The organism is Thioalkalivibrio sp. K90mix (genome assembly GCF_000025545.1).
Taxonomy (GTDB): Bacteria; Pseudomonadota; Gammaproteobacteria; order Ectothiorhodospirales; family Ectothiorhodospiraceae; genus Thioalkalivibrio.
Genome location: NC_013889.1, coordinates 1,599,948 through 1,615,744 on the forward strand (window position 1 = coordinate 1,599,948; position 15,797 = coordinate 1,615,744).

Consider the following 15,797-nt stretch of genomic DNA (forward strand, 5'->3'; position numbering starts at 1 on the left):
GCACCGATCCATAACTCGTCCTCCGCCTGGCATAAAGAAAATAAGCCCCCGGCAAGGTAGAATAGGTCGACTCTACTCCTGATCCCGATCATTACGGGTACCCCCGGACGGCTCATGTTTCGTCTTTCGCCCGCATCCAGACCGCACAGCGGCCTGCCATGCCGCGCCCGCTCTGGTGGGCCTGCGGGGCATTCATGCGCCTGAACGTCGCCTGGCAGATCATCATTGGCACCGTCGCGATCCAGGTCGCGATGGTGGGAGCGCTGCTCTTTAGCGGAATCACCCAAGTCCAGCAGAACCAGCAGGAGGTCCTGGAGCGCACCGCCGAACAACAAAGCCGCCTGCTGGGATCTGCGCTGACACCGGGCCTCGCTTACGCCGATCCCGCGATGCTCCAGGACCTCCTCGACCTGCTGGGAGACGACTCCAACGTCCTCTACGCGGTCGTACTCGACGCCAGCGAGCGCCCCATGGCCTCGGTCGGCGTCGCCCCGGACGCCCTCCCCGCCCCCGAGGCAGGTGTGCGCAGTGAATCCGGCCAGGTCGAGATTGCCCGGGGCATCGAGCTTTCCGGCCAGCCTCTGGGTACCGTGGCGGTCGGCTACTCGACCGATGCGATCGACCAGCTCTCGACCAATCTTCTGGAACGCAATGTCTTGCTGGCCCTGGGCGTGCTGGGGCTCTCGATCCTCGCGGCCATTTTATTCGCCCTGATGACGACCCGCCGTCTGCGCCTGCTCCTGCAAGGGGGCAGGGCCCTGGAGGCCGGGCAGCTCGACCACCGAGTAAAGATCGATTCCCGTGACGAGTTCGGCGACCTGGCGCGGACGTTCAACGACATGGCCGCCCACCTGGACACCACACAATCGACACTACTCCAGCAAAACCAGCAGTTGAATCGCTCGGTAGCCCGCCTGGAATCCATGCTGGGCGGGGCCAACGCCATCCTGTGGGAGTCGAACCCCGAGAGCCACGAATGGGAGTTCGTCGCCGGAGACACCCGCAAGCTGCTGGGCTTCCCCTCGCGCAACCTGGGGCGCGGGGAACTGCGCGCCCGGCATATCCACCCGGATGACCTCCCCCGCGTGCGCGAGGCCGCGCACGCGGCCGGTAACGAACCCCAGGTGGTTGATTACCGCTTCGCCCACCGCAACGGTCAGTGGATCTGGCTGCGCGATATCCTCTCCTCGGCCGAAGACCCCGGCAGCCGTCGCAGCCTGCGCGGACTGACGCTCGATGTCACCGCCCACCGTCGGGCCGCAGCAGCACTCAAGGAGAGCGAAAACCGCTACCAGGATGTCGTCAACCACATTTCCGAGGTGATCTTCCGCACCGACGCCGAGGGCCGCTGGACCCTGCTGAACCCGGCCTGGGAGGCCCTGACTGGATTCAAAGTCGAAGAGACCCTTGGTCAACCCATGTGTGCCTTTGTCGATCCCGAAGACCGCGACGACGCACAGAGCTTCTGTTCCACCCTGCTCGAAGGGGGCACTCACGCGCAATCCGAGGAGATCCGCCTGCGCACGCACGACGGCAGTCATCGCTGGGTCAGCATCTATGCCAGTGCGCGCTTCGATGAAGACGGCCATATCATGGCGACCTTTGGCACCATGATGGATATCTCCGACCGCAAGGAGGCCGAAGAGGAAATCCGGCGCCTGGCCTTCTTCGATGGCCTGACCGGCCTGCCCAATCGAACGCTGCTGCACGACCGTCTGGGCCAGGCCCTCGCCAATACGGCGCGCACGCGTCACCACGGCGCGGTCCTGTTCATCGATCTGGACAACTTCAAGGACATCAACGACACCCTGGGACACGCGGTCGGGGATGATCTGCTGTGCCAGGTGGCCCGACGGATGGAGAACTCCGTGCGCGAAGCCGACACGCTCGCGCGCCTGGGCGGCGACGAGTTCGTGATCATCCTCAACGACCTTCACCCCGACCCGGCGCGCGCCGCCACCGAGGCAGAGGCAGTCGGGCGCAAGCTGATCAACCTGCTGCGCGAGCCCTTCCAGCTCGCGGGCCAGAACCGCCACGTCACCCCCAGTATCGGTGCCACCCTGTTCAGCGGCCGCAGCCTCGGCGTGGAGGAGGTACTGAAACAGGCCGACCTCGCGATGTACCGGGCGAAGAACGCCGGGCGCAATACCGTGCGCTTCTACGACCCCGAACTGCACCGCGCGGTGGAGGCTCGTTTCGAACTCGAAAACGAGCTGCGCCATGCCCTCGACGAAGACCGGTTCAGCGTGGTCTATCAGCCGCAGGTCGATGCCGAGGGGCGCGTCATCGGCGCCGAGTTGCTCCTGCGCTGGGAGCACGCACAACGCGGCGCGATCTCCCCGGCCGAGTTCATCCCCGTCGCGGAGCAGACCGGGCTGATCGTGCCCATTGGGCGCAAGGTCCTGCGCACCGCCTGTGCTCAGTTGGGGGCCTGGCAGCACACGGCCGCCTTCCGCGACCTGACCCTGTCGGTGAATATCAGCGCACGCCAGTTCCGCGATCCACACTTTGTCCCGCATCTGCGCGAGATCCTCCAGGAAACCGGAGCCCCGGGCGATCGGCTGAAACTGGAGCTGACCGAGAGCATGCTGCTCGAGGAAATCGACACCGTGGTGGCCCATATCGACGAACTGCGAGCGCTGGGCGTCGAGTTCGCCCTGGACGACTTCGGCACGGGGTACTCCTCCCTCGCCTACCTGAAACAGCTTCCCCTGGCACAACTGAAGATCGACCAGTCCTTCGTGCGCGACGTACTGGACGACCCCAACGACGCCGCGATCGCGCAGATGGTCGTCAATCTCGCCCGCACGCTGGACCTGGACGTCATTGCTGAAGGGGTCGAAACAGTCGAACAGCGGGCCTTCTTGTTTGGCCTCGGCTGCCGCCACTTCCAGGGCTTCCTGTACGGCTATCCTGGAGACCTGGCGGACCTGGAAAGGGCCGTGCTCGGGGCATCACCCTCGTTTGAAAGTGCTGCGCAGCCGCCCCACTAACGATTCGCTTTAACCGAACAATAAAGCCATTAAAAGCCCATTTTTATTCGCTTTAATGAGAATTAAGCTGGACCTCGATCAAACTCGGAGGTCCTTCCCATGAGCACCAAAATCCTGATCCTGTACTACTCCACCTGGGGCCACATCGAGCAGATGGCCGAGGCCGTCGCCCGGGGCGCCCGCGAGATTCCTGGTACCGAGGTCACAATCAAGCGCGTCCCGGAATTGATGCCCGAGGACGTCGCAAAACAGGCCGGGGCAAAGCTGGACCAGGCCGCCCCCATCGCCAGTCCGGAAGAACTGGCGGACTATGATGCAATCATCATCGGCACCCCGACCCGCTTTGGCCGCATGTCCGCGCAAATGGCCAACTTCCTCGATCAGACTGGCGCGCTGTGGTTTGGCGACAAGCTCGTCGGCAAGATCGGCTCCGTATTCGGTTCCACCGCCTCGCAGCACGGTGGGCAGGAGACCACGCTGGTCTCGACCATCGTCAACCTGATGCACTACGGCATGACCATCGTCGGCCTGCCCTACACCGAGAAGCGTCTGCTCGACATGAACGAAATCAGCGGCGGCACACCCTACGGTGCCACGACCCTGGCGGACGGCGACGGCTCGCGTCAGCCGAGCGAAAACGAACTTGCGATGGCCGCCTTCCAGGGCCGACATGTCGCCGAAGTCACGCGCGCCCAGGTCCTGGGACGCCAGGCCAGCTAACCGGTTCGGCCTTGCCCAAAGGGGCGGCCTTCGCCGCCTCTTTGGGGTACCATGCGCGACCGAATCCCCTCGGTCTGACCTCCCATGTCGACAACCCGAACCCTCGTTCTCAGCGCCTCGCAGATTCTGCCCGTGATCCCGCGCGACACGGTGCTCGTCGATTACGCACTGGTCATTCGCAACGGCGTGATCGAGGATCTGCTACCGCGCGCAGAGGCCTGCGCAAAACACCTCGATGCCGAACACCTGCACCGCGAAGGGCATGCCCTGATACCGGGGCTGGTCAACGTACATACCCACTCCGGCATGAGCCTGCTGCGCGGTGTGGGCAGCGACCGCCCGCTGATGGACTGGCTCAAGCGCTATATCTGGCCGGCCGAGGGGCGCTTGCTGTCGCCCGAGTTCGTCCGCGCGGGCACGCGACTGTCGGTCGCCGAAATGCTGCGCGGCGGGACCACCTGCTTCAGCGACATGTACCTGTTCGTCGACGACGCTGCGCGCGTGGTCGACGAATCCGGCATCCGCGCCGCACTGGGCCTGACCGTGTTCGACTTCCCCACGCCCTGGGCGCAGACGACCGATGAATACTTCCAGCGGGGTGCCGAGGTCGTCGAAAACTGGCAGCACCACGGGCGCATCCACTACACCGTCGCACCTCACGCACCCTACACGGTGGGTGACGAGAGCCTGCAACGTGTGGCCGAACGCGCCCGGGAACTGGGCGTTCCCATTCACATGCACGTGCACGAGACCGCTGGCGAAATCGCCGATGCCGAGCGCGATCTGGGCGAGCGTCCACTGGCCCGGCTGGCTCGCCTGGGCCTGCTGGACCAGCCCTTCATCGCGGTTCATATGACTCAGGTCGGCGCACAGGACCGCGAGTTACTGGAGGGACGCCCGGTATCGGTTGCACACTGTCCGGAATCCAATCTGAAGCTCGCCTCCGGCTTTTGCCCAGTGGCGGCGCTGCTGGCGGACGGCATCACCGTGGGGCTGGGCACCGATGGCACGGCGTCCAACAACGACCTCGACATGATCGGCGAGATGCGCACAGCCGCGCTGCTGGCCAAGGGCGTCAGTGGCGACGCCTCGTCCCTCCCCGCCACCGCCGCGCTCGAGATGGCCACGCTGGGCAGCGCCCGTGCGCTGGGCCTGGCCGACCGCATCGGGAGCCTGGAGCCGGGCAAGCAGGCCGACGTGGTCAGCATCGATCTTCGCGCCCTCGAGCTGCAGCCCGCCCATGAACCGGCCGCCCAGATCGTCTACTCCGCCACCCGCGATGCCGTCACCGACGTCCACGTGGCCGGACGGCCATTGCTCAGGGACCGGGAACTGCTTACGCTGGACCTGGACGAGCTCCAGGCCGAGGCCCGCGAATGGGGCGCGCGCGTGCTGGAAATCCAGCGCGAGCTGGCCGCGTAATCGAGATCACCATGACCCATGAGACCCACGCCAAGACTGGCGACAACGTCGATCACGCCGAACTGCACAAGTTCACGCATCGGGCGCACGAGTGGTGGGACCCGAATGGCGCCTTCGCCACCCTGCACGCGATCAACCCCCTGCGGCTGGAGTGGATCGACCAGCACGCCGATCTCGCCGGCAAGAAGGTACTGGATGTCGGCTGTGGCGCGGGCATCCTGTCCGAGGCGATGGCAGTGCGCGGCGCACAGGTGACCGCGCTGGATGCCGGGGCCGAACACCTGGAGGTCGCGCGCGAGCACGCACACGACTCCGGGCTCGAGATCCACTATCTGCACACGACCGCCGAGGCCCATGCCGAGCATCATGCGGGCGATTACGACGTGGTCACCTGTCTGGAGATGCTGGAGCACGTGCCCGATCCCGAGGCGGTCATCGACGCCCTGGTCCAGCTGGTGCGTCCGGGCGGCTGGCTGTTCCTCTCGACCATCAACCGCACCCCCCGCGCGTTCGCCGAAGCGATCGTCGGTGCCGAATACGTACTGCGCCTGCTACCCACCGGCACGCACGAGTACAGCCGCTTTATCCGCCCCTCCGAACTGGGCGCGGTCCTGCGCAAGCACCGCTTCGAGGTCACCGACATGACCGGGCTCACCTACTCGCCGCTGTCCGGCCGCTACCGTCTGGTTCCGCGCACGGACGTCAACTACCTGATGGCCGCGCGCCGGCCTGAAGCCGACAGCGAGACCCCATGAGCCGCGAACTCCGCGGGGTCCTGTTCGACCTGGACGGGACCCTGCTCGACACGGCCCCGGACATGCACGCGGCGCTCACCGTGCTGCTGGCCGAAAACGATCGCCCACCGCTGCCCTTCGAGGCCGTGCGCAATCACGTCTCGCACGGCTCCCAGGCCCTTGTGCAGCTCGGCTTTCCGGATGTCGAGGGTGCGCGCCGCGAGACCCTCAAGCAACGCTACCTGGAGATCTACGCCCGCGACCTGTGCATCGACACCGCTCTGTTCCCCGGGCTGGGCCCCGTGCTGGACGCCTGCGAACAGCGCGGCTGGCCCCTCGGGGTCGTGACCAACAAGCCCGCCTGGCTGACCGAGCCATTGCTGGAGACCCTGGGCCTGTCCCCTCGACTCGCCGCCATCGTCAGTGGTGACACGCTCCCGCAGCGCAAACCGGATCCCGAGCCGATGTGGCTGGCCGCGCGGCAAACGGGTCTGCCCCCTGAACAGCTTTGTTACTGGGGCGATGCCGAGCGCGACATCGCCGCTGGCCGGGCGGCGGGTATGGCAACACTCGTCGCCCGATGGGGCTACATCGATGCCAGCCAGAACCCCGACACCTGGGGCGCCGACGGCACGCTCGATCGCCCCGATGATTTCTGGCGCTGGCACCAGGCCAAAGCGGACCCGCAATGGCTGGCGAGCTGACCGAACTGTCGACCACGGCCTGGCTGGCCCTGGCCGCTGCCCTGCTGGTCGGGCTCCTGCTGGGATATACGCTGGCCAGTCTGCGCCTGAACCGTCGCATCGGGGATCTGCAAACCCGCAATGCCCGGCTGGAAGCCGAACTGGAGGGCGCCGAACAGCGTCGCGAGGACTTGCGTCAGAGTTTCGAGACCGCGCGGCAGGAACTGGATCGCTCCTTCTCCGCCCTGGCCAGCGAGGCCCTCGAGGCCAACTCCAACCAGTTTCTGCGTCTGGCCCAGTCGATCCTGACGCAGAAGCTCAGCGAGGGGCAGAACGAGATCGCGCGCTCGGAAAACAAGGTCGAGGCGATGCTCAAGCCGATTCGGGAGACACTGGGCAAGACCGAGGCCGAAATCAACGCGATGGAACGCTCGCGTGCCCAGGCCTTCGCCGCCCTGAATGAACAGATCCAGCGCCTGAGCTCGGACAACGCCACCCTCCAGCGCGAGGCCCACAACCTGGTCCAGGCCCTCTCCCGCCCCGGCGTGCGCGGGCGCTGGGGCGAGCTGACGCTCAAGCGCGCCGTGGAACTGGCCGGCCTCTCGGCGCACTGCGACTTCACCGAACAACCCGCGCTGGACGGCGATGGCGGGCGCCAGCGTCCGGATCTGCTGGTACACATGCCCGGCAACCGGGCCCTGGTGGTCGATGCCAAGACACCACTGGATGCCTATCTGGACGCGGTCGCCGCCACCGATCCAGAGCCGCGCGCCGCCGCCTTCAAACGCCATGCCCAGCACCTGCGCTCGCGCGTCACCGAACTCTCCAGCAAACAGTACTGGGCCAGTGTCGAGCAGTCCCCGGAGTTCGCCGTCCTGTTCCTGCCCGGCGACCCGTTCCTGGCCGCCGCGCTGGAACACGAACCCGGCCTGCTGGAGTACGCGCTGGAGCGCCAGGTTCTGCTGGCCACGCCGAGCACGCTGATCGCCCTGTTGCGCACCGTCGAGTACGGCTGGCAGCAGTCCCAGCTCACCGAGCACGCGCTGGAGATTCGCGACCTCGGCGCGGAGCTCTCCCACCGCCTGGGCACCATGACCGAACACATGGCGCGCCTCGGCAAGGCACTGGACCAGAGCACCGACGCCTTCAACAAGACGGTCGGCAGCCTGGAGCGCCAGGTCATGCCCAGCGCCCGACGGTTTCAGGAGCTGGGCATCCGCGCGCGCAAGACCCCCGAGACCCCGGACACCCTGAACAATCGGGCTCGGCGCCCCGTCGAGGTCGATGATGCGGGCGACACAGGCGACGACAACAAGCCCGAAACGCAGGACTGACCCGATGGCCGGACATCCCGACATCCGTGCCGCCTACCGCCACTGCCGGGTCCGCGCCACCGCGCACTACGAGAACTTCCCGGTCGCCTCCTGGCTGCTGCCCGCGCGACTGCGCGGACCCGTCGCCGCGATCTACTGCTTCGCCCGCGATGCCGACGACCTCGCCGACGAGGACCAGCGCCCCGTCGACGAGCGACGGGCCGACCTGGTCGCCATGCAGGAACGCGTGCAGATTCTCGAAGATCCGGCCGCGGAGTCCGAGCCGGAATGGATCGCGCTGGCTGATGCGCGGCAGCGCTTCGGCCTGCCCGCTGCCCCGTTTGTCGATCTGGTCGACGCCTTCATCCAGGACCTGGAACAAACGCGCTACGCCACCTTTGGCGAGGTCGTGGAGTACTGCCGCCGCTCCGCCAACCCGGTCGGCCGGCTGATGCTGTACCTCGACGGCAACCCCACCGAGGAGATGATCGGCTACTCCGACGCGGTCTGCTCGGCCCTGCAGCTGATCAACTTCTATCAGGACCTGCACCAGGACCTCACCGAGAACGACCGGATCTATCTGCCACAGGACGAGATGGCGCAATACGGCGTCAGCGAAGAGACGATCGCGGCCGGCCAGACGACCTTTCAGTTACGCAACCTGATGCAGTTTCAGTACGCCCGCGCCGATCGCCTGCTGCGCGCCGGAGCACCGCTCGGCGGCATGCTGCGCGGGCGCATGGGCCTGGAGATCCGCGCCATCATCAACGGCGGCGCCCGCGTACTCTGGCGCCTGCGCCAGCAGGACGACGTCTTCGCCCGCCCGCGCCTGCGCGCCCGCGACGCCTGGGTCATCCTCGCCCACAGCCTGCGCCCGCGCCGCCGCAAGCGAAACGCTGATTAGACGACCTTCGAGTAGCGACGGCGTTCCTCGCGGTTGAGGTAGGCGTCGAAGGCCATGGCGATGTTGCGCAGCAGGAGTCGGCCGCGTGGCTGGACCTCCAGGCTGTCGCGGCCGATGGTGACGAGGCCATCGGCCTCCATCTCGGCCAGGCGGTTCAGGGCATCGGCGAAGGTCTCGCGGAAGTCGATGCCGAATGTGGCCTCGATGCCGCCGAAGTCGATCCTCGAGTGGCACATCAGCTCGCTGATCACGGCACGCCGCAGACGGTCGTCCTCGCTCAGTTCCAGGCCGCGGAAAACGGGCAACTGGCCCGCCGCCAGCCGTTCCTGATAGGCATCCACCTCGCGCAGGTTCTGACTGTAGCTGTCCCCGATCTTGCCGATGGCGGTGGGTCCGAGTGCCACGAGGTCGTACTCCGCCCGCGTCGAGTAGCCCTGGAAATTTCGTTGCAGGGTGCCCGCACGCTGGGCGATCGCGAGTTCGTCATCGGGCAGCGCAAAGTGATCCATGCCGATGTACACATACCCGGCGTCGGTCAGGCGCTGGATGGTCATCTCGAGGACCGCAAGCTTCTCCGTGGCCGGCGGCAGGTCGCCGTCGCGGATCTGGCGCTGCGTCTTGAACAGCTCCGGCAGGTGCGCGTAGTTGTATACGGCCAGCCGCTCCGGGCGGAGTTCCAGCACGCGGTCCAGTGTCGCGGAGAATGTGTCCACCGTCTGCAGGGGCAGCCCGTAGATCAGGTCCAGGTTGGTGGAGACAAAGCCGTGCTCGCGCGCCTGGCGGACCGCCTGCTCGGTGACCTCGAATGGCTGGATGCGGTTGACGGCCTTCTGCACGGCGGGATCGACATCCTGCACCCCCACACTGATGCGGTTGAAGCCCAGCGATGCCAGAAGCGGCAGGGTACCGGGACGCACGGCACGCGGATCGATCTCGATCGAGAATTCCCGCTCCGGCCCCGTCTCCAGCGTGAAATGTCGACCCAGGGCCTTCATGACCCGGGTCAGATCCTCGTCGGACAGATACGTCGGCGTCCCGCCCCCGAAGTGCAGCTGGCGCACCGGCCGATCGCGATCGAACCACTCGCCCTGCAGGGCAATCTCCTGTTCCAGCGAGTCGAGATAGCTCGTCGCCCGCCGATAATTGCCGGTAATCACCTTGTTGCAGGCGCAGTAGAAACACACCGTGTCGCAGAAGGGCACGTGGACATAGAGCGAGAGCGGTCGCGCCGCCCCTTTGACATTCGTCGCCCGCGCCACCCGCGCATAGGCCTGTGCGTCGAACGCCTCGTGGAACTGCGGCGCCGTGGGGTACGACGTGTAGCGAGGGCCGCTGACGTCATAGCGACGCAAGACTTCAGGATCGAATACCAGACGCTGTTCCATACGGGTTTCCGCATCGGGAGGGCGGCCCTTGTGCCACCCTGACGCTTTCACCCTAAGCGCCCCCGAGACGGGCCTTGTTGATGTATGTCAAAAGGCGTTTCGATCACCCGCGTCGTCCGCATCCCGGCCCCGCTGTGCTAGCCTTGCCGTCCCAAGACGGTACCCCGATCCCGAGCGCGTATGTCCCCCGACGAATATTGCGAGGAGAAGGCCGCGAAGAGCGGCTCCAGCTTCTACTACGCATTCCGTTTTCTGGAACCCGACCGGCGCCGTGCGATCACCGCGCTGTACGCGTTCTGCCGCGAGGTGGACGACATCGTCGACGAGGTCCGCGAGGAGAGCGTGGCGCGCACCAAGCTTCAGTGGTGGCGCGAGGAGATCGAGCGCCTGTTCGACCATCAGCCGCGCCACCCGATCACCCAGGCCCTGCAGCCGCATCTGGCGCCGTTCGATCTCAGCCGCGAGTACTTCGACGAGATCATCGACGGCATGCAGATGGACCTCGACTACGACAGCTATCCCGACTTCACCACACTGTCGCTGTACTGCTACCGCGCGGCCAGCGTGGTCGGGATCCTGTCCGCCCATATCTTCGGCTTCTCGGACCGGCGCACGCTGAAGTACGCGCATGACTTAGGCATGGCCCTGCAGCTGACCAACATCCTGCGCGACGTCCACGAGGACGCAATGCGCGGCCGCGTCTACATCCCGCTGGACGAGCTGAAAAAGCACGGCGTAAAGCCCGAAGAATTTCAGGTCAACGTCACCGACGACCGCCACCGCGCCCTGTTCGCCGAGCAGGCCGAGCGGGCCCGCCGCTACTACCAGCGCGCGGAGGAGCACCTGCCCGCCGAGGACCGCTACCCCCAGCGCCCGGGTCTGATCATGGCCGCGATCTACCGCACCCTGCTCGACGAAATCCAGGACGACGGCTACCGCGTGCTGGAGCACCGCGTACGGCTGACCCCGATCCGCAAGCTGTGGATCGCCTGGCGCACCGCGCGCCGCCTGAAGCGCGAATACCGCCGCGCGGGCTGACCCCGCCCGCACCATGGCCGCCGTTCCCGAATCGCATCCGGTCGTCGTGCTCGGCGCCGGCTGGGCCGGTCTGACCGCCGCGCTGACCCTGGCCCGGGCCGGCATCGCGGTCCACCTGATCGAGGCCGCCGCGACCGCAGGCGGGCGCGCCCGCAGCCTCAACCGCGATGGTGCGGACCTGGATAACGGCCAGCACGTGCTGGTCGGTGCCTGTCACGCCACGCTGGACCAGCTGCGCTCAGTCGGCACCGACCCGGAGCGCGCCTTCGTGGCCCTGCCGTTCGGACTGCGCATGCATGCCCCGGGCCACCCTCACCCAGCCTTTACCCTGGAGCCCCGCTCGCCACGTCTGCCGGCCCTGGTTCATGGCTTGTGGCAATCGCTCGCGGGCACCCCGTTTCACCGCAGACTCCCGGCCCTGCTGGGGGCTGCCTCGATCCTGTACCGGCCGTTGGAGGAAGATCTCGACGTACTCGAATGGCTACAGGCGCGTCATCAGCCGGACACGCTGATCCGCCAGCTCTGGGAACCGCTGTGCCTCGCGGTCATGAACACGCCAATCCGCAGCGCCTCGGCGCAGATCTTCCAGAACGTGCTGCGCCTGGCCCTGAACCACGGGCCGGACGACGCGCGGCTGCTCATCCCGACTCGGCCGCTGGGGTCGCTGTATCCCGAACCGGCCCTGCGCGAACTGCACGAGCGCGGCGCCACGGTCGAAACCGGACGGCGCATTGTGGTCATCGAATCCAGGGGAACCGAGTCCCGCTATCAGCTCCGTGATCGTAACCATCACGTTACCCCTGCCAACGCGGTGATCCTCGCCACGTCGCCCAGCGCGGCCACTCGGCTCCTGCCCGAGGCCCCCGAGCTCCAGCCCCACCATCGGGCCCTGAGGGCCATGGGCGAGCGCAGCATCTGTACGGTCTACCTGCACTATCCGGACCCCGTCCTGGCACGCCCGCCGCTGCAGGGACTCCTCGACCAGCACGGACAATGGCTGATTCCCCGCCAGGTGGCCGGCGAGCCGAACTGGCTGGCCGTCGTGATCTCCACCGCGGACGACCTGCCGACGATGACGGCGGAGGAGCGCTGGCGTCGGGTTGCTAAAGAGCTGGAACGGACCTTCCCCGAACTGGGAATGCCCCGGACCGGTCATGTCGTGTGCGAGAAACGCGCCACCATTGATGCCCGCGTCGATCTGGACGCGCTCCGCCCGGTAGCCGGCACCCCCTGGCCCGGGCTGTTCCTGGCGGGCGACTATGTGACACCGGGCCTGCCCTCGACCCTCGAAGCGGCCGTGCAGTCTGGATTAGAATCAGCCCACAAGCTACTGGAGACCCTCCCTTGACCGATCTCGACATCCCTGCCCTGCTCGACTACCGCCCGGAACCGGGTGCCTTCAACGACCGCGTGATCTTGGTAACCGGCGCGGCCGCGGGCATCGGACGTGCAATCGCCCAGGCCTGCGCGGCGGCGGGCGCGATCGTCGTGCTGCTGGACAAGGACATCAAGGGGCTGGAGAAGACCTACGACCTGATCGAGCAGGAAGGCCATCCACAGCCGGCCATCTACCCGCTCAACCTGGAGGGCGCCACGGTCAAGGACTACGGCGACCTGGCCGAGAACATCCGCGACTCCCTCGGGCGCCTGGACGGACTGGTGCTGCACGCCGGCTGGGCCGGCACCCTGACCCCCATGAAGGGGTACGACCCCGAGTTGTGGTTCAAGGTCATCAACAGCAACCTGCACGGCCCGTTCTTCCTCGCCCAGGCCGTACTCCCACTGCTGGAGGACAGCCCGCACGGCAGCCTGGTCGTCTCCACTCAGGACTGCCGCAAGGCCTTCTGGGGCGCCTTCGGCATGGCCAAGGCCGCGCAGGACGCGATGATCGACATCCTCGTGCGCGAACACCGCAACGAGAAGCACTTCATCCATGTGAACGGCATCGACACCGGCCCGGTCCGCTCGCGCTTCCGCGCCGGCCACTACCCGGCCGAGAACGCCGACAAGCTGCCGCGCCCGGAAGACGTCGTCGGCCCGTACCTCTACCTGCTCAACACCACCGACCCCGCGCACACCGGCCTGCACCTGTCGCTGGAAGGCCATGTACCCGAGCCGGCACCCCGCCCGCACCACCAGCCCCAGGAGGGCTAACCCCCCTGTAGGAGGCCAGCCCTCTGGCCGATCGGGTGTCGGAAATGCCCCATCGGCCAGAGGGCTGGCCTCCTACAAGTGGATGCAGCGGAGGTGGAGTCCTACGGACGCTGCGGCCGGCGCTTGCCCGGGCGAGATTTGGCCCGGGGCGGGCCCTTCTTCGGGCCGGGGCCTGCCGGGCGGGCGGCGACCTCCACGCCCTTGTGCTGAGTCTGGAAGGTCTGGCCGCGTTTTTTCAGGGCCTTGCCGCCGCGGGTCACACGACCGCCAGTGGCGGCCCTCGCTCCGCCGGCGCCCTGGCCGGTGCCCGCGGGCTGCCAGGTGGGAATCAGGTGATGCTTGCCATTGCCGATCAGGTCCGCGCGGCCCATGCGCTTGAGCGCATCACGCAGCAGCGGCCAATTGTTCGGATCGTGATAGCGCAGGAACGCCTTGTGCAGGCGCCGCGCCCGCGCACCGCGCGCGACCGGCACGCGGTCCCCGGCCTTGCGTTTGATGCCGCGCAGCGGATCGCGCCCGGAGTGCCACATTGCGGTCGCGAGCGCCATCGGGCTGGGCAGGAAGGCCTGCACCTGATCGGCGCGGAAGTTGTTGCGCTTCAGCCAGAGCGCGAGGTTCAGCATGTCCTCGTCGGACGTCCCCGGGTGCGCGGCAATGAAGTACGGGATCAGGTACTGCTCCTTGCCCGCCTGTTTCGAGTACTTCTCGAACATCGCCTTGAAGCGGTCGTAGGCGCCCATGCCCGGCTTCATCATGCGAGAAAGCGGCCCGGATTCCGTATGTTCCGGCGCAATCTTCAGGTAGCCTCCCACGTGATGCGTGACCAGTTCCTTCACGTATTCCGGTGATTCCACGGCCAGGTCGTAGCGCAGACCCGAGGCGATCAGGATCTTCTTGATGCCCGGCAACGCCCGCGCCTTGCGGTAGAGGTTCACCAGCGGCGTGTGGTCGGTATCGAGGTTCTTGCAGATCCCGGGATAGACACAGGACAGCCGGCGGCAACTGCGCTCGATCTCCGGGTCCTTGCAGGCCAGCCGGTACATGTTGGCCGTCGGCCCGCCGAGATCGGAGACCACGCCGGTAAACCCGTCGACCTTGTCGCGGATCTCCTCGATCTCCTTGAGCACGCTCTCCTCGGAGCGGCTCTGGATGATCCGTCCCTCGTGCTCGGTAATCGAACAGAACGTACAGCCCCCAAAGCAGCCGCGCATGATGTTCACCGAGAAGCGAATCATCTCCCAGGCCGGGATGCGCGCATCGCCATAGGAGGGATGCGGCGCACGGGCATACGGCAGGTCGAACACCGCATCCATCTCGGCGGTGGTCAACGGGATCGGCGGCGGGTTCAGCCAGACCTCCTTGTCGCCATGGCGCTGCACGATGGCGCGGGCATTGCCCGGGTTGGTCTCCAGATGCAGCACGCGAGAGGCATGCGCATACAGCACGGAATCGCCCTTGACCTGTTCAAAGGCCGGGATGCGGATCACCGTCTTGTCTCGCGGCGTGCCGCGCGGAATATCCCGGTGAAAACGAACGACCTGCGCACCACCTTCGCCGGCCGTGTCCTCCGACTCCGCCTTCGTCTCGGCCTCGGCGCAGGTGGACGGCGACACCATCGCATAGGGATCGGGGTTGGCATCCACCGGGCCCGGGGTGTCCACCTCGCTGGAGTCCAGCTCGACATAGCCGGCTGGCACGGCATCGCGCAGAAAGGCCGTGCCGCGCAGGTCGGTGATCTCGCGGGGGTGCTCACCGGCGGCCACGCGGTGCGCCAGCTCCACCAGGGCGCGCTCGGCATTGCCGAACAGCAGGATGTCGGCCCGCGCATCCAGCAGCACCGACCGGCGTACCTTGTCCTGCCAGTAGTCGTAGTGGGCGATGCGGCGCAGGCTGGCCTCGATCCCGCCGGCCACCACCGGTACGTCCTTGTAGGCCTCGCGGGCGCGCTGCGCGTAGACGATCACCGCGCGGTCCGGCCGATGGCCATGCACGTCGCCCGGGGTGTATGCATCGTTGGAGCGGATCTTCCGGTCAGCCGTGTAGTGGTTGACCATGGAATCCATGTTCCCGGCGGTGACGCCAAAGAACAGGTTGGGACGGCCCAGCGCGCGGAACGGCTCGGCCGAGGTCCAGTCCGGCTGCGCGATGATGCCGACGCGAAAGCCCTGCGCCTCCAGCAACCGCCCGATGATCGCCATACCAAAGCTCGGGTGGTCGACATAGGCGTCCCCGGTGACCAGCACGATGTCGCAGCTGTCCCAGCCGAGGTCGTCCATCTCCTCGCGGGTGGTCGGCAGAAACGGTGCGGTACCGAAGCGCTTGGCCCAGTAGGGCTTGCGCGCAAACAGCGAAGGCGGGAAATCGGGGACAGCGGACATGGACACAGGCTCCCGGCGCAGGGCCGGTGGATTCAAACCCGCGCATTACACGCCGGAATCGCCGCCAGATCAA

At 66.9% G+C, this 15,797-nt stretch carries 12 protein-coding genes; 10 read left to right on the forward strand and 2 right to left on the reverse strand.

The genetic code is table 11. The features are described from left to right. Positions 1–194 precede the first annotated feature (194 nt). The 7 genes from TK90_RS07555 to hpnC all read left to right on the forward strand — a co-directional run bounded on the left by TK90_RS07555 (position 195) and on the right by hpnC (position 8,769). Complete coding sequence (locus tag TK90_RS07555; RefSeq protein ID WP_041444242.1) at positions 195–2,993, forward strand: EAL domain-containing protein; 2,799 nt, start codon at positions 195–197, stop codon at positions 2,991–2,993. A gap of 99 nt (positions 2,994–3,092) precedes the next feature. Beyond that, entirely contained in the window at positions 3,093–3,713 is a 621-nt protein-coding gene (gene wrbA / locus TK90_RS07560; RefSeq protein WP_012982894.1) for an NAD(P)H:quinone oxidoreductase, read from the forward strand. A gap of 84 nt (positions 3,714–3,797) precedes the next feature. Then, positions 3,798–5,135, forward strand: coding sequence for a TRZ/ATZ family hydrolase (locus tag TK90_RS07565; protein WP_012982895.1), 1,338 nt, complete (start codon positions 3,798–3,800; stop codon positions 5,133–5,135). 11 nt (positions 5,136–5,146) lie between these two features. Continuing rightward, a complete protein-coding gene (ubiG, locus tag TK90_RS07570) occupies positions 5,147–5,890 on the forward strand; it encodes a bifunctional 2-polyprenyl-6-hydroxyphenol methylase/3-demethylubiquinol 3-O-methyltransferase UbiG (RefSeq protein WP_012982896.1) in 744 nt (247 codons plus the stop codon). Beyond that, positions 5,887–6,573, forward strand: coding sequence for an HAD-IA family hydrolase (locus TK90_RS07575; protein ID WP_012982897.1), 687 nt, complete (start codon positions 5,887–5,889; stop codon positions 6,571–6,573). The genes ubiG and TK90_RS07575 overlap by 4 nt, the downstream gene beginning before the upstream one ends. Beyond that, entirely contained in the window at positions 6,558–7,886 is a 1,329-nt protein-coding gene (gene rmuC, locus TK90_RS07580) for a DNA recombination protein RmuC (RefSeq protein ID WP_012982898.1), read from the forward strand. Before TK90_RS07575 ends, rmuC begins: the two co-directional genes overlap by 16 nt. Before the next feature lie 4 nt (positions 7,887–7,890). Further along, positions 7,891–8,769 carry a squalene synthase HpnC gene (gene hpnC, locus TK90_RS07585; RefSeq protein WP_012982899.1) on the forward strand — a complete coding sequence of 293 codons (879 nt, stop codon included), beginning with the start codon at positions 7,891–7,893 and terminating at the stop codon, positions 8,767–8,769. On the opposite strand, the gene hemN is transcribed toward hpnC, so the two are convergent. Further along, positions 8,766–10,154 carry an oxygen-independent coproporphyrinogen III oxidase gene (gene hemN, locus TK90_RS07590; RefSeq protein ID WP_012982900.1) on the reverse strand — a complete coding sequence of 463 codons (1,389 nt, stop codon included), beginning with the start codon at positions 10,152–10,154 and terminating at the stop codon, positions 8,766–8,768. The genes hpnC and hemN overlap by 4 nt on opposite strands. A 180-nt stretch (positions 10,155–10,334) precedes the next feature. Between hemN and hpnD the strand changes: the two genes are divergently transcribed. The 3 genes from hpnD to TK90_RS07605 are packed head-to-tail and all read left to right on the forward strand — an operon-like array spanning position 10,335 to position 13,346. Continuing rightward, entirely contained in the window at positions 10,335–11,192 is an 858-nt protein-coding gene (gene hpnD, locus TK90_RS07595) for a presqualene diphosphate synthase HpnD (protein WP_012982901.1), read from the forward strand. A gap of 13 nt (positions 11,193–11,205) precedes the next feature. Then, positions 11,206–12,540, forward strand: a complete 1,335-nt coding sequence (hpnE, locus tag TK90_RS07600) for a hydroxysqualene dehydroxylase HpnE (protein ID WP_012982902.1) — start codon at positions 11,206–11,208, stop codon at positions 12,538–12,540. Beyond that, positions 12,537–13,346 carry an SDR family NAD(P)-dependent oxidoreductase gene (locus TK90_RS07605; protein ID WP_012982903.1) on the forward strand — a complete coding sequence of 270 codons (810 nt, stop codon included), beginning with the start codon at positions 12,537–12,539 and terminating at the stop codon, positions 13,344–13,346. The genes hpnE and TK90_RS07605 overlap by 4 nt, the downstream gene beginning before the upstream one ends. Positions 13,347–13,447: 101 nt before the next feature. Here TK90_RS07605 and TK90_RS07610 read toward each other — a convergent pair whose 3' ends face one another. Further along, positions 13,448–15,724: a YgiQ family radical SAM protein gene (locus TK90_RS07610; protein WP_012982904.1), complete on the reverse strand. Its 2,277-nt coding sequence runs from the start codon at positions 15,722–15,724 to the stop codon at positions 13,448–13,450. Positions 15,725–15,797: the final 73 nt, after the last annotated feature.